Below are 20,122 nucleotides of genomic sequence, written 5' to 3'. Positions count from 1 at the left end.
CAGCGAACGAACAGTGCAAGCCGCGGTGGCCCGCCAGTCAGGACGTACTGGCTGACTCATGCAATCAGCATACGCACCTGACTTTAAATGATGAAGTGCATTCTAATACACACCTGTATTTGAATGTTGCCATGAATTTGAATTCTTTTCGGTGCTAGACTTGCGCCCATGAAACGGCAACGACTTACCCGCGAGCAGAGCAAAGACCAGACGCGTCAGCGTCTGCTCGACGCCGCGCAGGCAATTTTTATGAAGAAAGGCTTTGTCGCGGCGAGTGTCGAAGACATCGCCGGAGCGGCAGGCTATACACGCGGGGCGTTCTATTCGAACTTCCGCAGCAAGAGCGAACTGTTTCTTGAACTACTGCGGCGCGATCACGAAACCATGCAGGCGGGGCTGCGCGCGATCTTTGAAGACGCCGCATCGCGCGAAGAAATGGAAAAGCGCGTGCTGAGCTACTACAGCACGCTGCACCGGGAGAACAAGTGCTTCCTGTTGTGGGTCGAGGCGAAGCTGCTTGCAGTGCGCGACGGCCGCTTCCGGGTCCGTTTCAACGCGTTCATGCACGAGAAACTCGAGCAACTGAGCGCATACATCCGCGAGTTTTCGGCGCGGGTCGGCACGCCGCTGCCGTTGCCGGCCGAGACACTGGCGATGGGTTTGATGGGTTTGTGCGACGGCGTGCAGTTTTTCCACACGGTCGATCCGCAGAATGTGCCGGCGGAGATGGCGGAAACAGTGCTGGCGGGATTTTTCGCGCGCGTGGTGTTCGGGCGCGACGCGTGACAGGCGCGCGGCAGGCGCACCGTGAAGGCGTGCTCAAGCCGCTTGTGCGTAGCGAGCGGGCAGGAAATGTTCGTGGGTCGCTTCAGGTACCCGGCAATTGAGCGCAGGCATCCGCGACCGGCGTCGCGCAGACGTACGAATACTGCCCGCTGTAGCGCAGGGCTTCTTCCCCGACATGCAGGACAACCTTGATATCCGGGCACCGCTCGTAAGCGATGAAGGCTGAACAGGCGGCGGCGGACCAGCAGATCAGCGAAAACGCGATCTTTTCGAGAAGCTGAAAACGATTTGACATAGCGATAAGTTCCTTTCGGGCGCTATGTTACCAGCAACCTAGGGTTTATACCTAGTCAAGTGTCGCGAATAAGCGTCCCAATAGCGCTGCGAGCGCCTCGAATAGGTGACCGGATTGTCATCTTCGGGTCAGGGTTGGGACATGATCGGGTCGATACAATCAGACCGTTGGGCAAGCCCGCGCGCCTGTCGCCGCGCAGGTTCGACACAGGCGGCATGATCGCGCCCGGCCCGAAGGAGTCGTCCCATGAATCAATTGCAGTCGATGCGGGTGTTCGTCAAGGTTGCCGATCTCGGCAGTTTCGTCGGCGCGGCTGGCGTGCTGAATCTCTCTACCGCGGTCGTCACGCGGCATGTCGCGGATCTCGAGGGGCGGCTGGGCACGCGTCTGCTCAACCGCACGACACGCCGTCTTTCGCTGACCGAGTCCGGTTCGACGTATCTGGAGCGTGTGCGCCGCATTCTCGACGACCTCGAAGGCGTCGAGCAGATGGTGGTGGCGCGCAATCACGAGCCGGTCGGCACCTTGCGCATCGTCGCGCCGGTGGTGTTCGGCTTGCACAGCTTCGCGCCGGTGGTGCAGTCGTATGCCGAGCGTTATCCGGATGTGGTGCCCGATGTCACGTTGGTGGACCGCCATGTCGATCTGGTGGAAGAGGGCTTCGACGTCGGCATTCTGGTGGCGCGGCAGATGCGCAGCGCGAGCATCGTCACGCGGCGTCTGACCACTGCCTATATGACGGTCTGCGCGACGCCCGCTTACCTGGAGCAGCACGGCACGCCCACGCACCCTGAGCATCTGCTGGCGCATCCGTGTCTGAGCCGGCCGACCGAGCAAAGCGGCGATGAACGGGTGTTCACCGGACCCGAAGGCGAAATCCGCGTCAGGCCGACCAACGCGATCGCCGCGAACAACACCGAGATGCTGCGGCAGTTCGCCTTGCTGGGCATGGGCGTGGCGATTCTGCCGAGCTACCTGATTGGGCGCGATCTGGCGTCCGGGCGGCTTGTGCCGTTGCTCAAGGATTACCGTCTGCCGCAAATCGAAATTACGATTGCCTATCCGAGCCGCCTTCATCTGCCGGCGAAGGTCCGCACGTTTATCGATCACCTCGTCGAGCATTTCCAGCGCGGCGAACAACTGCCACTGCAGGGTCGGCGAACCATGGCCTCGACGCGGACACTCGCCGTCCCGCCGGCATATGCCGACGACCTGCCGGTGTCGGCCTTGCCGGGCGAAGCGGCGCGGCCTTTGCACAAGACTTCGCGGTCGCAGGTCGAGGCTTCGTCAGCGATCTGAGCGGGCCGAAGCACGCCGGTGCCCGGCGCGCTTCGCCTTGCATCGCTGAACGCCGGGCATCGCGTTGAACCGCTCCGGCGCGACTTGCCGCAAGCCTGAATTCACACGTCGTTTCTAGCCGGCGCCGGGCTCCCAGGCGCCGGAGGCGTTAGCAGAGGAAAGCGGATGCGCCGACGCTGCCGGTGCTTCGTTCATGCGCCCAGACCGGGCCCATAATTTCCGCCGATCAGGCGGGTGATGGAGGTCACGTCGGCATAATCCTGTTCCGGCAAACCGTCGAGCATCGACAGCACTTCATTGCTCGCACCGGCTTCGCGCGCGGCTTCGACGAGCGCGTCCTTGTAGGTCGGGAAATGGACTTCGCTCAGAATGTCGGCGATCTGCAGATCAATCGATTCGCCAGGAATAGCCGATGCGGTCATGCAAGCGCTCCTTTGTTGATGGGAATTCTGCCGCGGGACGTTCGCCAAAGGCCCGGCGGGAAGCCGCTCGAATCGCTTCCTGAAGACAGGCTCGCGCCGACAGGTCGCAAAAACCGCGAACAGCGCGCGAGCGCTCGCTCTCAGGTCTGCAGGTGTTCGTTCTGGCCAGTGAAGCTTCGCGCCGGATGTCGCGACTTGGGCAGCGCGATATGCTGCCATTGTTGCGGACGAGTGCTGTCCGTGGCAGCGACGTCCGGCGCCGCCGGGGCGACGGGTGCGGCGTTGGCGCGTTCGGCAAGGCTATTGGCGGTCGTGGTGTCGTACGCGGTATGCACCGGCGCGGCGAAGCACGAGGCCGACAAAGTCACCATGGTCAACAGTGTCGAGGTTTTCATCGCCCGACCTCCTAAGCTCATACGGCGCTGACAGTTGAGCAAGCGCTGTGCCATCCCCGCGTCGAAAGGACGGCTCAAGCTGCACGCCGCGCTGTTGCTGCGGGTGGCCGGCGCACATTTACCATCTTAGATGGCAAATCCTGCAACGCCCCCACAAAAGCAACAAAACGGTATTGTAGATTTCAGATGATGGCAGGAAAGAGGCAGCGTCGTCGCGCACGATCGTGCCCGTTCTGTGTTGCGGCGCACTATGCCGGCACGATTGGTTCCTCGAGGCCGAATCGGGCGCCGCGAACAGGCCGCCGGCAGGACGGTCTAGCGCAATACCTCGAAACGCGTCCAGGGCCACGAGGGCCGGTCGCGCATATAGCCGTTGAGCCAGTTCCATTGCGGATGGCGCTTCATGAACGCCTGAGCATCGAACGGCCTGCCGCACGGGTGCCCCCAGCGCGCGCTGAATGCCATATGGCTGGCCATTTCGCTGTCGACTACCTTGCCGTCGTTGGCGCCCCATGGATTGAACGGCCCCTGATCGGAGCCGCCGAAGCGCGCGTCGTCCAGTTCCAGATGGCCGCAGATGGTGCGCGAGCAGGGGTTGTCGTTGCGGTCGAGATAGACGTCGTGATGGTCCGCGATCATCTGCTTGGCCAGTTCGACGTCGATCTTGCCGTGATGCATTTCTTCGAGTTGCATGAAGCGCAAGCGCCGCGCGCCGTTCTTGCGCACGTCCGTATAGTCTTCGCCTTCGCCGATGCATTCCTGGTTGCGGATCTTCAGATCGGTTGCCGTGTTGTAGCCGCTGTAGAAACCGTCCTTCGTGCTCTCGAAGCCGGAATAGTGCAGCCCGAGTTCGTAGCGGGCAATTTCGCCGGTCTTGGCGTCGCCGAGCAGCCAGCTGTTCGCATAGCCGCCGTTATTGGCGATCGCAAACATCTCGCACCATTCGCCGATGCTCTTCGCGTACTGCGAGGCCCGCCGCGAGCGATAGAACTCCGGTGCGCCCGACGCGTTGTAGCCGACAAAGTCGGAGATGGTGGTCTCGGTCACCATCAACCCGGCGCCCGTTACCCAGAAATCGGTGAGACTCGAGATGCAGCCGGGCAGGCCCTGCATCAGGATGCGGTTGCCGCGATCCGGCACGATGTCGAACACCACGTTGAAGGCGTCGCCGGCGGCGTACCGGTCCCACGAGTTGTGCGCCATCACGATGCGGCCGTCGCGCGTGGCGTTGCCGGTGGCGATGAATGCGCTGCAATGATGCCCACGCCGTCCGCGCCAGGGTTTGAGGCCGAGCCGCGGCTGTTCGGCCGCTGCGTGGCTTGGCCACCAGCTTTGCAGCAGATCCATGTAGCCGTTCCATGCCAGCACTTCGGCGAACGGCAGTTTGGCGCCGTCGGCGATACCCTGGATTTCGTCGGCGAATTCGGTGTCGAGTTTGGGGGCGAACTGTGAGACCGCGGCGTTGACGAAGGTGTCGAAATCTTCGCCGGTGTCCCATTTCGCCAGATAGCGGGCGGTGCGGATCGCGTTCTGGATTTCAGTGGCAAGCAACTGGCCGTGCTGCTCGCCGCGATCGTATGGCTCGCCTTCGATATGCAGAAAAATCCAGCCCGCCTGGTCGCGGCGCACGGCATCGAGGGACGGTTCGCTCATCTTCGCTCCGATCGAAGGGCGGGCGTCTCGGTGCGCCCGTCTTGGCGTAACGCGCGCTGCGCGCAATCGCTGCAGCGGTTTCCCCATTGTAGAGAATCTGACGCGCTTTGCACGGCACGGGACGGAGCGGTTGGTGCGGCAGCGCGCGCTGCCGGGCGGGCCGGACCCGGCAACCCGCGCGGCTCATGAAGCCGTCAATTGAAGCAGCGGCTGAAGGCGCGGTTGAAGCCGCAGTTGAGCCCGCAGTCAAACCCCGGCCTAGCGGGTCGGATTCATGCGGAAATAGGCATCGAGCAGCGAAGTCTTATAGACCACGCCCGCCAGCGTGGGATGCGCCGTGCTCTCAACCACCGGCAGCCGCTCACCCTGAAATGCCATGAAGTGCTGCAACGCAACGCCAAGCGGCATATCGGGCGTCAGCACATCGAAATGCGGCTGAAGATAATCGGCGGCGGTCTTCGTGGCGGTGTCGCGCTTGTCGAGCAGATCGGACGTGATGTCCTTCAATGCAACGACGCCGAGAAACGCACCTGACTCGTTGGCGACATACAGATACTTCACCGGATATTCGAGGAACACGCGCGTCATGTCCTGCACGGTTGCATTCGGCGGCACGACGGTTTCCGCGGGACGGATCAGCTCGCGCATCTGCGTCCCGCGCAGACGCGTGCGTTCCTGTTCCTCCTGATTGCGGTGCAGCGTGATTTCATACATCGAGGTCTTGCCGATCGCGCGCGAAACGAAATAGGCGACTACGCACGAGAGCATCAGCGGCAACACCACCTGATAACTGAGCGTTATTTCGAAGATCATCAGGATCGCCATCAGCGGCGCCTGCGTCGCGCCGGCGAGAAACGCGCCCATGCCGACCATCGCGTAGGCGAACGGCGCCGAGGTGCCGTGCGGCCACAGCGCGTGCATGCCCTGGCCGAACAGACAGCCGACCACCGCGCCGACGAACAGCGTCGGCGTGAACACCCCGCCGATCGCGCCTGAACCCACGGTCGCCGACGTTGCGACGATCTTGAACACCAGCACGAGGACGAGCGCGGTCCACGTCCACGGCGAATGCAGAATGGAATTGACCACGCTGTAGCCGTTGCCCCAGACCTCAGGCGTCCATACCGACAGAATGCCGACCACGAGGCCGCCCAAAGCCAGCCGGATGGGCAGCGGCACGGGCAGCTTGCGAAAGCTGGTTTTCGAGAAATCCATTAGCCGCAGAAACTGCGGCGCGGCCGCGCCGCATAGCAGCCCGAGCACGACAAAGAGCAGGACTTCGGCGCCCGTTACCGGCGGAAAGACCGGCATTTCGTAAGGCGGCTTGTAGCCGGTGAACTCGCGCATGGTGATGTTCGCGACCACCGCCGCGACCACCACGGGTCCAAAGCTTTCCATCACGATCGAACCGAGCACGATCTCGGTGGCAAAAAACGCGCCGGCGATCGGCGCGTTATAGGCGGCGGTAATCCCCGCCGCCGCGCCGCACGCCACCAGCAGGCGCAGGCGTGGCGGATCGAAATGCACCCAGCGGCCGATCAGCGACGCGGCGAGCGCCGCCAGTTGCACCATCGGACCTTCGCGGCCGATCGAGCCGCCGCTCGAAATCGTGAACAGCGACGACACGCTGCGCCAGAAGCTCAATTTCACCGGTACCACGCCGTCGCCGATCGCCACCGCTTCCATGTAATCGACGTGATTGCACTTGTCCGCATAGCGCTGCGCGATCAGGAGAAAGCAACCGGCGACCAGGCCGCCAGCCGCGGGCAGCCATACGCGCACCGTCCACGGCAGGCCGCGGGCCATCTCGACAAAGCTGCCGGGCTTGCCGACGATCGCCGTTTGCAGCAGGGCAATACCTTCGCGAAAGGCAATCGTGGCGAACGCACCCGCGACACCGACGACCACCGACCAGACCAGCATCGTATGGGCATCCGAAAGACGGAACAGGCGTTGGGCGCGGGTGCGCAGTTTCAGCAGGAATGAAAGCACGTCGGTGGGAAAGGGCGTGATGGGTGGATAAAAAGCGTGCACGGCAACAGCATCGCGCCCGCTGTCAAAAGCGGGCGCGAAGAAGCGACTGGGCAAACGCCGGCGGCGTGGGTCAAGTGGCCGCCTTGTCGAGTTCCGGGTAGTGCCGGAAGATGCAGGCCTCGTTATGCGCAATGCGCCGGTCGGACTCGAGATAGGCGGCGATGTTCGGCCGCGCGATCACCGCGTCGTGCAGCGCGGCGAGCCGCGGATAGTGCTCGCCGAACCGCTTGAGGGCCCGCGGAAATGCGTACAGCAGGCCGTCGATCAGCTGGAACATCGACAGGTCGACGTAAGTGAGCGCGTCGCCGACCATGAACTGGTCGCCGGCCGGATTCTGTTTCAGCACGCGCTCAAAATACTTCATGAACTTCGGAATCCGGTTGTCGATGAAATCGTGCGCGCGGATTTTGGCGGCGTCTTTCTGGTCTTCGTAGTAGAGATCGCTGGCAAGCGGGTGATGCGTGTCGTGAGCCTCCGTGACGACATCGGCAATGGTTAGTTGCAGACCGTTGGCGACGTAGCGCAGGCTGTCAACCTGGGGCGCCAGGTTCAGGCGCGGCCCGAGATAAAACAGGATGTTGGCGGTCTGCGCGATCAGCAGATCACCGTCTTTGAGAAACGGCGGCGCATAGGGTGGATACGGCTCGCCTTTGCTCTTCATCACGGACAGCATGGCGTTCGTGCCGAGTCCTTCGGAATCGTCGCCGCGCGCCACTTCAACATATTCCGCGCCGGCTTCTTCCAGCGCCAGCCGCACGAATTCGCCGCGGCCCTGCAAACCGTCCCAATAGTAAAGTTCCAGGCTCATCGATCGATCCTCATTCCGGGTGCGTGAATGGGCTGCATGACCGGAGTCATGTCGGTGATCAGTATGACGCCTGAGTTCGCCGGATTGTTCTCCTGAACGCACAAAACCCCGCGCACGGCGGGGCTGGTCTGAAGGCGAGGGCGGCTTAGCCGAGCAGGTGCTGGACAGTCCATGTGATACCCAGTCCGCCGGCAATCAGCCACACATACAGGATGAAGCCGGTGGTCAGTGCGCGGGGCCCGGCCTGACGGATCTGCGCGATCCGCGTTTCGATGCCGAGCGCGGTCATGGCCATGGTGAGCGCGAAGGTGTCGAGCATGTTCAGCGTGTTCGTCGCGCCTTCCGGCAGGACATGCAGCGAATTGATCACGACGAACGCGAGGAAGCCGACTGCGAACCAGGGAATCGCCAGCTTGCGCGGAGCCTGCGCATCCTGAGTGCCTTCCTGAGCGCCAGCCGATGCTGTTGCGCTGCGCGCCGAACGGTTTACCCACATGCCGACCACCAGCAGCACCGGCACCAGCAGCATCACGCGGGTCATCTTGACGATGGTGGCGATGTGGGTCGCTTCCGGGCTCACATTGCTGGCCGCGCCGACCACCTGCGCCACTTCATGAATCGTGCCGCCGAAAAACAGACCCGCGCCGACCGTGTCCAGATGCAGCCAGCCCGCCTTGAAGAGCACCGGGTAGAGGAACATCGACAGCGTGCCGAACAGCACCACGCTGCCCACCGCCATCGCGCTCTTGTGCGGCTTGGATTGCAGCGTCGATTCGAAAGCGAGCACGGCGGCCGCGCCGCAGATCGCGCTGCCGGCGGCGGTGAGGAGCGCCGTATCGCGGTCGAGCTTCATGATCTTCATGCCGGCCCAGGTGCCGATCACGAGCGTGCTGACGACGATCAGCAGCGATTCCGCAAGGCCTGGCAAACCGACCTGGGCGATTTCCTGCAGGCTCACGCGCAGTCCGAAGAAGGCGACGGCGATGCGCAGAAGCTTGCGCGCCGAGAAGTTGACACCGGCCGCCCAGCTTGCGGGCATGCCGTCGCGCAGGGCGTTGCCGTAAATGGCGCCCGCCACGATACCGACGATCAGCGGACTCAGCCCCAGCCCGGCAATGGCGGGGATCGAGGCGATGCGGGTGACGGCGGCGGCGAACAGTGCGACGAACAGAATACCGTTGAGCTGGCCGCGGGTTGACGACCCGGCGGACTCGGCGGAACTGGCCGTGGCGGTGAGATGAGCGGTGGTCATGGCTTAACGCCTTCCTATGACTGTCTTGATTCGATAGGCCCAATCCTAAATTAGATATATCGATATGAAAAATCATGATTTAGAATGTAATGTATCAGTCACGCCGATATATTCCACCTCATGACCCCGGATCAACTTATAACGTTCGCCGCCGTAGCCGAGCATCGCAATATCAGCCGGGCGGCCGTGGCGCTGCATCTGTCGCAGCCCGCTGTGTCCGGGCAACTGCGGCAGTTGCAGGACGAATTCGGCGAACCGCTATACCAGCGTGACGGCCGCGGGGTGCGGCTCACGCCCGCCGGTGAGCAACTGGCCAGCTATGCGACGCGGTTGCGGGATACGTGGCGCCAGGCGCATGCGTACCGCGACGCCTTGCGCGGCATGGAGCAGGGCACGCTGCGGATCGGCGCGAGCACCACGCCGGCGAGCTACCTGCTGCCCTACCTGATCGCCGACTTCCATCGCCGTTATCCCGATGTCACGCTGCATGCCGCCGACGGCAACACCACCGAAATTGTCGGCGCGCTCGGCTCGGTGGATGTCGCGATGATCGAAGGTCCGGTTGGCATGGATCTGCCGCCCGATACCGCGGTCCATGCCTGGCGCGAGGACGAGATCGTCGCCATCATGCCGCGCACGCATCCGTTAGCGCAGATGGCCAGTTCGGACGCCAAGGCTGGGGAGGACTTGCGGGTAGACCTGGCCGCCTGCGGTACGCACCCACTGGTGTTGCGCGAAACCGGTTCGGGCGTGCGGCAGATCGTCGAGCGGGCTTTTGCACGGGCAGGTGTGCCGATGCGCGTGGCGCTGGAGATTGCCGGCGTCGAAGGCGTCAAGGAGGCGGTGCGGGCCGGAATGGGCATCGGCTTCGTTTCGGCCATGTCGATGCGCCATGAAAATGGCGCGCTGTGTCTGTTTTCGCTGAGTCCCGAGCCATTGACGCGGCGCTTATCGATCCTGGTGCCGCATGCGAGCGCGCCGGCGCGCGTGGTCGAGCAGTTCCTTGCGCTGTGCCTTAACGAGGGCCCCTGAGCCCCACGGCCTTTCCCATACGACATGCATGCCAGACTCGCCTGGGGATTTCCACTATGGTGCATGACGCATGGCTCGGCGCACTATTCGGGCATCCAAGCGCCTCGGCGCTTTTTTTAGAAACGCATTTGGAACCGGTTCCAAATGCCGATCATCGGACGAAATTGAGTAAATTCGACATGACTGACGCAGTTGACGTGGTGGTCGTCGCAAGCGCATTCGGGATGGACGCGGTCCGCTCGGGCGGTCATCTGAAATGGGCCGACGTGAGCCGGCAAGCCGGCGCGGCGGGTTTCGAAGTGCGCCGCGAACTGTTCGCGAGCGAATCCGATGCCGCGCCGCAGGCGTTGCGCGCACTCGGCCGGTCGATTGCGGATCTGGGCTTGTGGACGGTGTATTCGACGCCCGCCGCGCTGTACAGCAGTAACGGCAAGCTCGATGCCGACGCATTGCGCCTCTCGCTCGAAGAAGCGTTCGCGCTCGGCGCACGCTTCGTGAAGCTGCAACTCGGCGGTTTCGTCACCGATGCCAACGCTGCGGTCATCGCCGATCACGTGCGTTGCGCGGATATGCGGCTCGTCGTCGAAAACGGCCAGCTGGCCGAAGGCGGCTCGCTCGCGCAATTTACCGGCCTGTTCGATGCGTTGTCGCGCGAAGGCCACGCCGACGTGCTCGGCATGACCTTCGATATCGGCAACTGGGCGTGGCGCGACGTCGCTCCGCTCGATGCCGCGAAGCCGCTTGCCGCGCACGTCGAGTACATCCATTGCAAGACGGTAGCGGGTGAGGGCGCGCGGCGCTTTCCTGCCGCGCCGGCCGCCGGCGACGCGCACTTTGCCGCGGTACTGGACAGCTTGCCGCGCAACGTGCCGCGCGGCATCGAATTTCCGTTCGATACGAACCGCATCGATGCGGACGCCGCGCACTACGTCGCGTGGTTGGGCACCGCGTGAACCGCGCACAGAACCTGAGAGAGCCGTACAAAACCAGACACACGGCACGAGCGCATACCCAGCACACGCAAAAAAACACGTGTACAGGAACAGGCAGGAGCAAAGCATGAGCAGCACAAGCACAGCACTCGATGTCATCACCTACGGCGAAGCAATGGCCATGTTCGTGGCCGCCGAGACCGGTCCGCTAGCGGGCGTCGGGCAGTTCACGAAGCGCGTCGCCGGTGCCGATCTGAACGTGGCGATCGGTCTCTCGCGGCTCGGTTTCAGGGTGGGCTGGATGAGCCGCGTCGGCAACGATTCGTTTGGCCAGTACGTGCGCGACACCTTGACGAAAGAGGGGATCGACCAGCGCGGCGTCACCACCGACGAGTGCTATCCGACCGGTTTCCAGCTGAAGTCGAAAAACGACGACGGCAGCGATCCGGCGATTGAATACTTCCGCAAGGGTTCGGCGGCGAGCCATCTGTCGCTCGCGGACTACGCGGCCGACTATGTGCTGGGCGCGCGCCATCTGCATCTGACGGGCGTGGCGCCGGCGATCTCGGCCAGCTCGCGCGAACTCGCGTTCCATCTGGCGCGCGAAATGCGTGCTGCCGGTAAGAGCATTTCGTTCGACCCGAACCTGCGCCCGACGCTATGGCCGTCGCGCGCCGCGATGGTGGAAGGATTGAACGCATTGGCCGCGTTGGCCGATTGGGTGCTGCCCGGTATCGGCGAGGGCGAGATTCTCACCGGCTACACCCAGCCGGATGACATCGCCAGGTTCTATCTCGACCAGGGCGCGCGCGGCGTGATCATCAAGCTCGGCGCGCAGGGCGCGTACTTCCGCACCGCCGACGACGCCGCCGTGATCGCCGGCCAGCCGGTCACGAAGGTGGTGGACACGGTCGGCGCGGGCGATGGCTTCGCGGTCGGCGTGGTCAGTGCCTTGCTCGAAGGCAAAACGTTGCCGCAAGCCGTGGCGCGCGGCAACCGCATCGGCGCGCTCGCCATTCAGGTGATCGGCGATTCGGAAGGCCTGCCGAGCCGCGCCGAACTCGACGCGCTCGAACAGGCTGACGCAGCATCTGTCGCGAGCGCCGCCTGAGCGTGCGCCAGTGTGACGGCCAACCAGTGAGTCGTCGCGCTGGATCGATAACAGGAAGAGCGCTCAGACGCGCCGTATGACCGCCCATCATTGTTTCGGGAAGCCGACAGCAACTATCTTGCACGGGACCAGAGTAAGTGCTTTGCACCAACTCTGGTCCACAAAGGAGACACCCATGACCTCATCGCTTGCGATTCGCCGCTGGTGGACGATCATGCCGATCGTATTCATCACCTACAGCCTCGCTTATCTCGACCGCGCGAACTTCGGCTTCGCATCGGCCGCCGGCATCAACCAGGATCTCGGCATCAGCAAGGGGCTGTCGTCGCTGATCGGCGCGCTGTTCTTCCTCGGCTATTTCTTCTTCCAGCTTCCCGGCGCAATTTACGCGGAACGTCGCAGTGTCAAGAAACTGGTGTTCTGGAGCCTCGTGTTGTGGGGCGGCTGCGCGTCCCTAACCGGCATGGTCAGCAATATTCCGTCGCTGATGGTGATCCGCTTCGTGCTCGGCGTGGTCGAAGCCGCGGTGATGCCGGCGATGCTGATCTTCATCAGCAACTGGTTCACCAAGAGCGAGCGCTCGCGCGCCAACACGTTTCTGATTCTCGGCAATCCGGTGACGGTGCTGTGGATGTCGGTGGTGTCGGGTTATCTGGTGCATTCGTTCGGCTGGCGTCATATGTTTATCGCCGAAGGTGCGCCCGCGATCCTGTGGGCCGTGTGCTGGTGGTTCATCGTGCAGGACAAGCCGCAGCAGGTGTCGTGGCTCACGCAACAGCAGAAGGACGATCTCGCCGAAACGCTGCGCGCCGAACAGGCCGCGATCAAGCCGGTGCGCAATTACAGCGAAGCGTTCCGCACGCCCGCGGTGATCAAGCTGTGCGCGCAATATTTTTGCTGGAGCATCGGCGTGTATGGTTTCGTGCTGTGGCTGCCGTCGATCCTGAAGAATGGTTCCTCATTCGGCATGGTCGAAACCGGCTGGCTCTCCGCGCTGCCCTATCTGGCCGCGACCATCGCGATGCTGGCGGCCTCATGGGCATCGGATAAACTCAACCGCCGCAAAGTATTCGTGTGGCCGTTTCTGCTGATCGGCGCGGTTGCCTTCGCCGCATCGTATGCGCTCGGCTCCTCGCACTTCTGGATCTCGTATGCGCTGCTGGTGATCGCCGGCGCCGCGATGTACGCGCCTTACGGGCCGTTCTTCGCGATCGTGCCGGAACTGCTGCCGAAGAATGTCGCGGGCGGCGCGATGGCGCTGATCAACAGCATGGGCGCGCTGGGTTCGTTCGTTGGATCGTATGTGGTCGGCTATCTGAACGGCGCGACCGGTTCGCCCGCTGCATCCTATGCGTTCATGAGCGTCGCGCTGGTTGCGGCCGTGATTCTGACGCTGGTTGTCAAACCGCAGCCGCTGGGTTCGCCCGCGCTCGCCACACCGTTGCAAGGGAAATAAGTTGATGAAGAAAATCGTCGCCTGGAAATCGCTGCCCGATGACGTGCTCGCGTATCTGCAACAACATGCCGATGTCGTGCAGGTCGACGCCGCGCAACATGACGCCTTTGTTGCTGCGTTAAAGGACGCGGACGGTGGCATCGGTTCGAGCGTGAAGATCACGCCGGCGATGCTCGAAGGCGCGACCCGTCTGAAGGCGCTCTCCACGATCTCGGTGGGCTTCGACCAGTTCGACGTCGCCGACCTCACGCGCCGCGGCATTTTGCTCGCGCACACGCCTGACGTACTGACCGAATCCACCGCGGATACGGTGTTCTCGCTGATTCTCGCGTCCGCGCGCCGGGTGGTCGAACTGGCGGAGTGGGTGAAGGCAGGGGAGTGGCGTCACAGCATCGGGCCGTCGCTGTACGGTGTCGATGTGCAGGGCAAGACGCTTGGCATCGTCGGACTCGGGCGGATCGGCGGCGCGGTCGCGCGGCGCGCGGCGCTCGGCTTCAACATGAAGGTGCTGTACACGAACCGCAGCGCGAACCCGCAGGCGGAACAGGTGTACGGCGCACGGCGCGTCGAGCTGGCGGAACTGCTCGCTACCGCCGACTTCGTCTGCCTGCAAGTGCCGTTGACACCCGAGACGAAACACCTGATCGGCGCGGCCGAACTCAAGTCGATGAAAAAAAGCGCGATCCTGATCAATGCTTCGCGCGGCGCGACGGTCGATGAAACGGCGCTGATCGAAGCACTGCAGAACGGCACGATTCACGGCGCGGGTCTCGACGTGTTCGAAACCGAACCGCTGCCGGCCGATTCGCCGCTCCTGAAGATGCCGAACGTGGTGGCGCTGCCGCATATCGGTTCGGCGACGCACGAAACCCGTCATGCGATGGCGCGCAATGCGGCGGAGAACCTCGTCGCCGCGCTCGAAGGCACGCTTGCCATCAACATCGTCAACCGCGACGTTCTGAAGCAATGAGCACCCCGCCGCTTGCCACCACGCGTCGCGCGACGATCACCGACGTCGCGCGCGAAGCCGGCACCGGCAAGACCAGCATCTCGCGCTATCTGAACGGCGAGATGAGCGTGTTGTCGCCCGAATTGCGCGCGCGCATCGAGGCGGCGATCGAGCGCCTCGACTATCAGCCGAACCAGATGGCGCGCGGTCTGAAGCGCGGCCGCAACCGTCTGATCGGCATGCTGCTCGCCGATCTGACGAATCCGTACACGGTCGAGGTGCTGCAAGGCGTCGAAGCGGCGTGTCATGCGCTTGGTCTGATGCCGTTGATCTGCCACGCGGCGAACGAAGTCGAAATGGAGCGGCGCTATCTGCAACTGTTGACGACATATCGCGTGGAAGGCGTGATCGTCAACGCGCTTGGCGTGCGCGAAGAGACGCTGCGGCCAGTGGGCGACGGCGGGATTCCGGCGGTGCTGGTCGATCGGTCGGTGGATGGGCTCATCACCGACATGGTCGGGCTGGACAACCGGGCTGCGGCTGAACTCGGCACGCGCCATCTGCTGGAGAACGGTTTCGACGAGATCTGGTTCGTCGTGCAGCCTTTCGAGCAGGTCAGTTCGCGGCAATTGCGCGAGGCGGCGTTTCGCGACGTGATGCGCGACGCGCACGGCGCGCGTGGCCATACGCTGGTGCTGAACCTCGCGGATGCCGCGGCGGTTGAGCGCGGCCTTGCCGAACTGGATCGCGCACTCGATGCAGCAGGAAGCGCAACAAGAAGCGCAGCAGGAAGCGCCGATGATGCGACGGGCAAGGCTAGCCGCGTCGCCCTGTTCGCCGCCAACGCGCCGGTTGCGCTGCGGCTTGCGCTGCATCTGAAGGCCCGTTACGGCGCGCACTGGCAGGCGCGCGTGGCGCTCCTGTCGATCGACGATCCTGAATGGGCCGAACTGACCGGCGTCACCACGATTCGCCAGCCGACCTATGAGATCGGCTACCGGGCGGTCGAGTTTCTGCATGAGCGTATCGAGGGTGTCCAGACCACCGCGCGCGACTGCCTCCTGCCAGGCGAATTGATCGTTCGCGCGTCAACTTCGCGCTGATCTGCGATCATTCGGGCTGCGGCGCGCAGCGGGTGCGCGCCGGACATCGCAAGGAAACTCATGGTTGTTGCACCGCTTACCCTGTCGAGCCTCGCCCTCGCGACGCTGCTGGTCGCCGCTTTACCCTTCCTGATCTATCGCCGGCTGCGCCGGCCCCTCGCACTGAACCCGCGCGACGCGATTACTGGCGTTGCCGTGTTCGCGCTGTTCGCCATGGTGATCGAGCGCGCGCTGAACGACTATGTGCTGCACCGGAACGAAGCGACGGCCACCTTCCTGACCAATCCGCTGGCGTTCGTGGTTTATGGCGCGCTCGCCGCGGGCGTCTGCGAAGAAGTGGGGCGCTTCATCGGCATGCGCCTGCTAATGAAGCGCGCGGCGGCCAAGGCCACGTCCGCTGCGGACCGGGGTGACGGTACGGCGCTGACCTATGGCCTCGGTCATGGCGGCGCGGAAGCATGGCTGGTCGGCGTGCTGGTGCAGGTGCAGTGGCTCCTGTTCGCGGTATTCGAAAACCGCGGCGAACTGGACGGCTACCTGAGCAACCTGCCGGCCGATTCGTTGATGCGCATTCACCTTATCCTCGCCAGCCTGACGCCGCAGACCGCCGGCATTTTCGCGCTCGAGCGGGTTGCCGCGCTGGTGTTCCAGATTGGTCTATCGGTGCTGATGTGGCGCGGCTTGCGGGCAGGCTGGCGTGGCATTCTGCCGCTCGCGATCGTGCTGCATGCGCTCGTCGACGTGCCGGCCGCGTTATTCCAGGCCAACCTCGTGCCGCTCGCGGCGGTGGATGGCGCGTACGCGCTGGGCGCGGTGGTGGTGACCGGCGTGTTGTTCAGCGTATTCCGGCGACCGGCCGTTGCCGCATGACCCGTCTGCGGCGCACGTCATCGACAAATCTCTAACCTCCGGCCTATTCCATGGAAGCTTACCAATACGACTGTGCCAATCCCGAGTTCGAGGAATTGGCGCGGGTCATCAGCGATCTGTTTCCCGAGCAGACCCAGTTTATCCAGCGTGCTGCCGAGGACGGCACCCCGACCCTGGCGATTCACTGGGTCGCGATGCGCTTCGGCGCTGCGGCACGCCGTATCGTGATGACTGTGGTGATTGCGCCGGCGGCGCTGGTGCGTTATCGCGCGTTTCCGGCGCGACTACGCGGGCGCAGTTTTGCGGTGCTGCGGGCGTATGTCGAAGCGAGCATCGGCTCGCTTGAGGAGCAGTATGCGAATGGCGAGGCGGTGCCGCGCGATGTGACTGTCGATCTCGGCGACGAGTTTGCGTGACGGGATTGGCGCGGTGCGACGCCGGGTGGAATCAGTCGGCGCGGCGATAGACTTTTGCGAAGCGCGCGGCTTGCACGACGCCGTAGTCGCCGGGGGCGTATTGCATGATCCAGTCACCGGCTGTGCCGTGCAGGATGTCGCCGCCTTCTGCTGAACGGGCGAGCGAGAATGCTTCATGCATCTGCTTGGCGAGGACGATTGCCGGACGATTGCGGTAGGCGCCTGGTTCGCCATGCCGGAGGGCGGCGTCTGCCGGCAGGTACTTGGCGTCGAAGCGTTCGCGTGAGACGACCCAGCGGTCGCCGGTGGAACCGGTGATGAGCGCGTCACCGCGGGTGTAACGGTTTGGGCCTTCCAGGCTCATGAGTTCACCTTCGGTGGAGGCGAAGGCTACGGTGACTGTTTCGTCTTTGACGACGGGGGTGGCTGCTGCGTCAGTGCGCAGGTCTGGGGATTGGATGTTTTGCATCGCGGTATTGTAGGTTTTTTTGCCTTTGGCGGCGGCATTTCCTTGTTCTTGCTTCTTTGGCCTTTTCTTGTTTTCTTATTGGTTTATTAGTGTTCCCCCTGTGCGGGGGGGCACCTACTTTTCTTTGCCGCCGCAAAGAAAAGTAGGCAAAAGAAAGCGGCTCAAACCGCCAATTCTTAAGTGGGTCCCCTGGCTTGGAGGGGATTGTGGTGCGATAAACGGATCACACCTCGGTCCATAAGCGCCCGTGACACAGCCGTCATCCGCTCCCACTCCGCACTGCGTGCGTCGCGGACGGGTCTGCCAGGGAAACCGGGCGCTTCGTTTGTACGTGAGCGGGGGCCATCGGCTTCGCCTCGGCGAGGCGCCGAAACACACCAATGGTTTGATGAAGTACCGCCTCGGCGCGCGCAGCGCCGCCGGAAGCATGACGGCCTGTTCACTCAGGCCAGAAGGTGCGCAGGCTCAATCTCTACGGAGCCACTACACCCTCCAAGCCAGAGGACCCACTTAAAAGTTAGCGGTGTGAGCCGCTTTCTTTTGCCTACTTTTCTTTGCGGCGGCGTAACTATTCAGCTGTTGTAAACCTGAGGCAGGCCGTGCATAGTGAAGGACATGACGAAGATGCCCGACATCAAGGACCTGACACCGGAGCAGAAGGACGCGCTCATCGTTGATCTGGTGAGACGTCTGAACGAGCTTGAGGCGAAGCTTGAGAAGGACAGTCATAACTCCAGCAAACCACCGTCAGGCGATGGGCCCAGGCGCAAGCCGAAGTCATTGCGCGGCACGAGCGGCGCAAAGCCCGGCGCGCAGCCCGGGCACCCGGGGAAGACGCTCAAACGCGTGGCGCAGCCCGATCACATCGAGATTCATCCGGTGGCGCCGGTGTGCGACGCCTGTGGACAGCGGATCGACTGCGCTCACATCACCGTGCTGCCTGAAGGTCGTCAGGTGATCGATCTGCCGCCCACGCGCCTTGAGGTGACCGAGCATCGCGTGCAGATCGCGCAGTGCCGCTGCGGCAAGCACCATTCAGGCGCGTTTCCCGAGGGCGTGAGCCAGGCGGTTCAGTATGGTCCTCAGGTGCGCGCCGCTGCGGTCTATCTGACGCAATACCAGCAGTTGCCGGTTGCGCGTACCGCCCAGGCGCTGGCGGATCTGTTTGGCCTGCATGTGAGTACGGGTACCGTGCAGCACAGCATTGATCAGGCGGCCCGGTTGCTGGCGCCAGCGGTTGAACAGATCAGGCAGACGCTGCGCGAGCAGCCCGTGGTGCATTTCGATGAGAGCAGCATGCGCGTAGGACGCACGCCTTACTGGCTGCACGTCGCCTCGACCGGCGCGTTGAGCTGGTATGGCTCACACCGCAAGCGTGGTAGTGAGGCGCTGGACAGCTTCGGCATTCTGCCTGGCTTTCCGGGAATCGCGGTACATGACGGCTGGGGGCCCTACGCGCGCTACGAGTGTGAACATGCACTATGCAATGCACACCATCTGCGCGAACTGGTCTTTGTGCTGGAGTCCACGGAGCAACCGTGGGCCCAGCAGATGATCGACCTGCTTTGCCAGGCAAAGCGGGAAGTTCAGCTCAGTCAGGCCGCGGGCGCCACAGCGCTGGATGAGCCGCGTCAACGCTATTACAGGCGACGCAACGGGGCACTGCTTGCCCAGGCGCGAAGGCTCAATCCGCGGCAGGCGCGCGAGCCGACCCGCAAGGAACGCCGCGGCAGGGTCAGGCAAAGCTTCACCTACAACCTGCTCGCGCGCCTGCGCACGCACGTGCGCGAGGTGTGGCGCTTCATTACGGAGTACCGCGTACCATTCGACAACAACCAGGCCGAACGCGATATCCGCATGCCCAAACTCAAACAGAAAATCTCCGGATGCTTCCGCGCAGAGTCGGGCATGCAGGCGTTCTGCACGATCCGCTCCTACCTCGCTACCCTACGCAAACAGGGCCGTTCGCTCATCAATGCGCTGGCCCTGAGCTTCGCGGGGTTCGTCGTTTCGCCTCTGGCTGCTGCTGAATAGTTACGCGGCGGCAAAGAAAAGTAGGTGCCCCCCTGCACAGGGGGAACGCTAATAAACCAACAAGAAAACAAGGAAAGGCCAACGCCGCAGGCGAACCAAACAATGCCGCCGCAAAAGGCAAAAAACAGACCTCTCTACGGCTTCACAACCGCATCACCATCCGGCGCAGCCTTCCCCGAACTCTTGCCATGGTGGCGATGACCGCCACCACCACCTCCTGGTTGATGGAAAGTCACATCAGCCAGTTTCTTCTGCTCCGGCGAGAAGCTCGTATACAGCGGGTCAAACGCATCAACCAGTTTCTTCATGCCGTCAGCATGCGCCTGCGTAATCGTCGCGTATTGCTTCATGTCGTCCAGCGCGGACAGGTTCGTCTCAGCCCGGCGCTGCTGGAACAACTGGCCCATCGTCTGGCCGTTGTTGCGCATCACGTCGGCGAACGCGTTCCATTGCGTTTCCTGCGCGGCAGTGATCTTCAATTGCGAGTGCAGGTAGGCGATGCGGTCTTCAACATTACGCTCGTGACCGGCTTTCCCGGCAGGCGCCGCAGCCGATGCACTCATCGGTGCCGAAGCCGGCGCGGTAGTTTGAGCGAACGCGCCACTCATGGCGACTGCGGAAGCCAGCATTACCAATGCTTTTTTCATCGAAACTCCTGATCTCTATTCGAATTGGGACAAGGCGCGCAAGGCGAGCGGCCCGTCACGCGTCTGCCATAGCAACGCAAGGCGGCCGGCTGCCCACTTCGCCGTCGCCGCTATTAGTATCACGATATCCCTACAATGCGGTTCTTGTGCGACAAACGC

General features: G+C 63.2%; 20 protein-coding genes. 11 read left to right on the top strand and 9 right to left on the bottom strand.

Features of this window, described 5'->3' with window-relative positions; translation table 11 throughout:
• Nucleotides 1-168 precede the first annotated feature (168 nt).
• A complete protein-coding gene (locus PQR27_RS12155; protein WP_408523892.1) occupies nt 169-786 on the top strand; it encodes a TetR/AcrR family transcriptional regulator in 618 nt (205 codons plus the stop codon).
• Between the two features lie 82 nt (nt 787-868).
• On the opposite strand, the gene PQR27_RS12150 is transcribed toward PQR27_RS12155, so the two are convergent.
• A complete protein-coding gene (locus tag PQR27_RS12150) occupies nt 869-1,081 on the bottom strand; it encodes a hypothetical protein (protein ID WP_408523891.1) in 213 nt (70 codons plus the stop codon).
• Between the two features lie 246 nt (nt 1,082-1,327).
• Between PQR27_RS12150 and gvmR the strand changes: the two genes are divergently transcribed.
• Nucleotides 1,328-2,380: a transcriptional regulator GvmR gene (gene gvmR, locus PQR27_RS12145; RefSeq protein WP_408523890.1), complete on the top strand. Its 1,053-nt coding sequence runs from the start codon at nt 1,328-1,330 to the stop codon at nt 2,378-2,380.
• Between the two features lie 191 nt (nt 2,381-2,571).
• Here gvmR and PQR27_RS12140 read toward each other — a convergent pair whose 3' ends face one another.
• The 6 genes from PQR27_RS12140 to PQR27_RS12115 form a co-directional block, all read right to left on the bottom strand.
• Nucleotides 2,572-2,802: a DUF2795 domain-containing protein gene (locus PQR27_RS12140; RefSeq protein WP_408523889.1), complete on the bottom strand. Its 231-nt coding sequence runs from the start codon at nt 2,800-2,802 to the stop codon at nt 2,572-2,574.
• Between the two features lie 140 nt (nt 2,803-2,942).
• Nucleotides 2,943-3,197, bottom strand: coding sequence for a hypothetical protein (locus tag PQR27_RS12135; RefSeq protein WP_408523888.1), 255 nt, complete (start codon nt 3,195-3,197; stop codon nt 2,943-2,945).
• Between the two features lie 315 nt (nt 3,198-3,512).
• Nucleotides 3,513-4,850, bottom strand: a complete 1,338-nt coding sequence (locus PQR27_RS12130) for a C45 family autoproteolytic acyltransferase/hydrolase (RefSeq protein WP_408523887.1) — start codon at nt 4,848-4,850, stop codon at nt 3,513-3,515.
• A gap of 258 nt (nt 4,851-5,108) precedes the next feature.
• Entirely contained in the window at nt 5,109-6,842 is a 1,734-nt protein-coding gene (locus tag PQR27_RS12125; protein WP_408525475.1) for a ClcB-like voltage-gated chloride channel protein, read from the bottom strand.
• 112 nt (nt 6,843-6,954) lie between these two features.
• Nucleotides 6,955-7,692 (bottom strand): glutathione S-transferase, encoded by a 738-nt coding sequence (locus PQR27_RS12120; protein WP_408523886.1) that lies wholly within the window; start codon nt 7,690-7,692, stop codon nt 6,955-6,957.
• A 145-nt stretch (nt 7,693-7,837) separates the two neighbouring features.
• Entirely contained in the window at nt 7,838-8,944 is a 1,107-nt protein-coding gene (locus PQR27_RS12115) for a YeiH family protein (RefSeq protein ID WP_408523885.1), read from the bottom strand.
• A 120-nt stretch (nt 8,945-9,064) separates the two neighbouring features.
• Between PQR27_RS12115 and PQR27_RS12110 the strand changes: the two genes are divergently transcribed.
• The 8 genes from PQR27_RS12110 (at nt 9,065) to PQR27_RS12075 (ending at nt 16,813) form a co-directional block, all read left to right on the top strand.
• Nucleotides 9,065-9,976: a LysR family transcriptional regulator gene (locus PQR27_RS12110; RefSeq protein WP_408523884.1), complete on the top strand. Its 912-nt coding sequence runs from the start codon at nt 9,065-9,067 to the stop codon at nt 9,974-9,976.
• A 179-nt stretch (nt 9,977-10,155) separates the two neighbouring features.
• The gene (locus tag PQR27_RS12105; RefSeq protein WP_408523883.1) at nt 10,156-10,929 is read left to right on the top strand and encodes a sugar phosphate isomerase/epimerase family protein; all 774 of its coding nucleotides are present in this window, start codon (nt 10,156-10,158) and stop codon (nt 10,927-10,929) included.
• Between the two features lie 106 nt (nt 10,930-11,035).
• A complete protein-coding gene (locus tag PQR27_RS12100; RefSeq protein WP_408523882.1) occupies nt 11,036-12,019 on the top strand; it encodes a sugar kinase in 984 nt (327 codons plus the stop codon).
• 175 nt (nt 12,020-12,194) lie between these two features.
• Entirely contained in the window at nt 12,195-13,475 is a 1,281-nt protein-coding gene (locus tag PQR27_RS12095) for an MFS transporter (RefSeq protein WP_408523881.1), read from the top strand.
• Nucleotides 13,476-13,479: 4 nt separating this feature from the next.
• Entirely contained in the window at nt 13,480-14,445 is a 966-nt protein-coding gene (locus tag PQR27_RS12090; protein WP_408523880.1) for a 2-hydroxyacid dehydrogenase, read from the top strand.
• Complete coding sequence (locus tag PQR27_RS12085) at nt 14,442-15,527, top strand: LacI family DNA-binding transcriptional regulator (protein WP_408523879.1); 1,086 nt, start codon at nt 14,442-14,444, stop codon at nt 15,525-15,527. The genes PQR27_RS12090 and PQR27_RS12085 overlap by 4 nt, the downstream gene beginning before the upstream one ends.
• A 60-nt stretch (nt 15,528-15,587) precedes the next feature.
• The gene (locus PQR27_RS12080) at nt 15,588-16,397 is read left to right on the top strand and encodes a YhfC family intramembrane metalloprotease (protein WP_408523878.1); all 810 of its coding nucleotides are present in this window, start codon (nt 15,588-15,590) and stop codon (nt 16,395-16,397) included.
• A gap of 50 nt (nt 16,398-16,447) precedes the next feature.
• Nucleotides 16,448-16,813 carry a DUF3022 domain-containing protein gene (locus tag PQR27_RS12075; RefSeq protein WP_408523877.1) on the top strand — a complete coding sequence of 122 codons (366 nt, stop codon included), beginning with the start codon at nt 16,448-16,450 and terminating at the stop codon, nt 16,811-16,813.
• 31 nt (nt 16,814-16,844) lie between these two features.
• Here the strand turns inward: PQR27_RS12075 and PQR27_RS12070 are convergent, their stop codons facing one another.
• Entirely contained in the window at nt 16,845-17,282 is a 438-nt protein-coding gene (locus PQR27_RS12070; RefSeq protein WP_408523876.1) for a PGDYG domain-containing protein, read from the bottom strand.
• Nucleotides 17,283-17,897: 615 nt separating this feature from the next.
• Between PQR27_RS12070 and tnpC the strand changes: the two genes are divergently transcribed.
• Nucleotides 17,898-19,316 (top strand): IS66 family transposase, encoded by a 1,419-nt coding sequence (tnpC, locus tag PQR27_RS12065; RefSeq protein WP_408523875.1) that lies wholly within the window; start codon nt 17,898-17,900, stop codon nt 19,314-19,316.
• Nucleotides 19,317-19,450: 134 nt separating this feature from the next.
• Here the strand turns inward: tnpC and PQR27_RS12060 are convergent, their stop codons facing one another.
• Nucleotides 19,451-19,963, bottom strand: a complete 513-nt coding sequence (locus PQR27_RS12060) for a Spy/CpxP family protein refolding chaperone (protein ID WP_408523874.1) — start codon at nt 19,961-19,963, stop codon at nt 19,451-19,453.
• Between the last annotated feature and the right edge of the window lie 159 nt (nt 19,964-20,122).

The organism is Paraburkholderia fungorum, from assembly GCF_046027215.1.
In the GTDB taxonomy this organism is placed as follows: Bacteria; Pseudomonadota; Gammaproteobacteria; order Burkholderiales; family Burkholderiaceae; genus Paraburkholderia; species Paraburkholderia fungorum_D.
This window is presented reverse-complemented; position numbering and strand designations above follow the sequence as displayed.

What these genes read in the sequence shown, in the direction of transcription:
- PQR27_RS12140 (WP_408523889.1), bottom strand. Translation starts at nt 2,802, where the DNA reads ATGACCGCATCGGCTATTCCTGGCGAATCGATTGATCTGCAGATCGCC.
- gvmR (WP_408523890.1), top strand. Translation starts at nt 1,328, where the DNA reads ATGAATCAATTGCAGTCGATGCGGGTGTTCGTCAAGGTTGCCGATCTC.
- PQR27_RS12100 (WP_408523882.1), top strand. Translation starts at nt 11,036, where the DNA reads ATGAGCAGCACAAGCACAGCACTCGATGTCATCACCTACGGCGAAGCA.
- PQR27_RS12130 (WP_408523887.1), bottom strand. Translation starts at nt 4,850, where the DNA reads ATGAGCGAACCGTCCCTCGATGCCGTGCGCCGCGACCAGGCGGGCTGG.
- PQR27_RS12095 (WP_408523881.1), top strand. Translation starts at nt 12,195, where the DNA reads ATGACCTCATCGCTTGCGATTCGCCGCTGGTGGACGATCATGCCGATC.
- PQR27_RS12070 (WP_408523876.1), bottom strand. Translation starts at nt 17,282, where the DNA reads ATGCAAAACATCCAATCCCCAGACCTGCGCACTGACGCAGCAGCCACC.
- PQR27_RS12115 (WP_408523885.1), bottom strand. Translation starts at nt 8,944, where the DNA reads ATGACCACCGCTCATCTCACCGCCACGGCCAGTTCCGCCGAGTCCGCC.
- PQR27_RS12135 (WP_408523888.1), bottom strand. Translation starts at nt 3,197, where the DNA reads ATGAAAACCTCGACACTGTTGACCATGGTGACTTTGTCGGCCTCGTGC.
- PQR27_RS12080 (WP_408523878.1), top strand. Translation starts at nt 15,588, where the DNA reads ATGGTTGTTGCACCGCTTACCCTGTCGAGCCTCGCCCTCGCGACGCTG.
- PQR27_RS12075 (WP_408523877.1), top strand. Translation starts at nt 16,448, where the DNA reads ATGGAAGCTTACCAATACGACTGTGCCAATCCCGAGTTCGAGGAATTG.
- PQR27_RS12085 (WP_408523879.1), top strand. Translation starts at nt 14,442, where the DNA reads ATGAGCACCCCGCCGCTTGCCACCACGCGTCGCGCGACGATCACCGAC.
- tnpC (WP_408523875.1), top strand. Translation starts at nt 17,898, where the DNA reads ATGACGAAGATGCCCGACATCAAGGACCTGACACCGGAGCAGAAGGAC.
- PQR27_RS12150 (WP_408523891.1), bottom strand. Translation starts at nt 1,081, where the DNA reads ATGTCAAATCGTTTTCAGCTTCTCGAAAAGATCGCGTTTTCGCTGATC.
- PQR27_RS12120 (WP_408523886.1), bottom strand. Translation starts at nt 7,692, where the DNA reads ATGAGCCTGGAACTTTACTATTGGGACGGTTTGCAGGGCCGCGGCGAA.
- PQR27_RS12110 (WP_408523884.1), top strand. Translation starts at nt 9,065, where the DNA reads ATGACCCCGGATCAACTTATAACGTTCGCCGCCGTAGCCGAGCATCGC.
- PQR27_RS12060 (WP_408523874.1), bottom strand. Translation starts at nt 19,963, where the DNA reads ATGAAAAAAGCATTGGTAATGCTGGCTTCCGCAGTCGCCATGAGTGGC.
- PQR27_RS12105 (WP_408523883.1), top strand. Translation starts at nt 10,156, where the DNA reads ATGACTGACGCAGTTGACGTGGTGGTCGTCGCAAGCGCATTCGGGATG.
- PQR27_RS12090 (WP_408523880.1), top strand. Translation starts at nt 13,480, where the DNA reads ATGAAGAAAATCGTCGCCTGGAAATCGCTGCCCGATGACGTGCTCGCG.
- PQR27_RS12155 (WP_408523892.1), top strand. Translation starts at nt 169, where the DNA reads ATGAAACGGCAACGACTTACCCGCGAGCAGAGCAAAGACCAGACGCGT.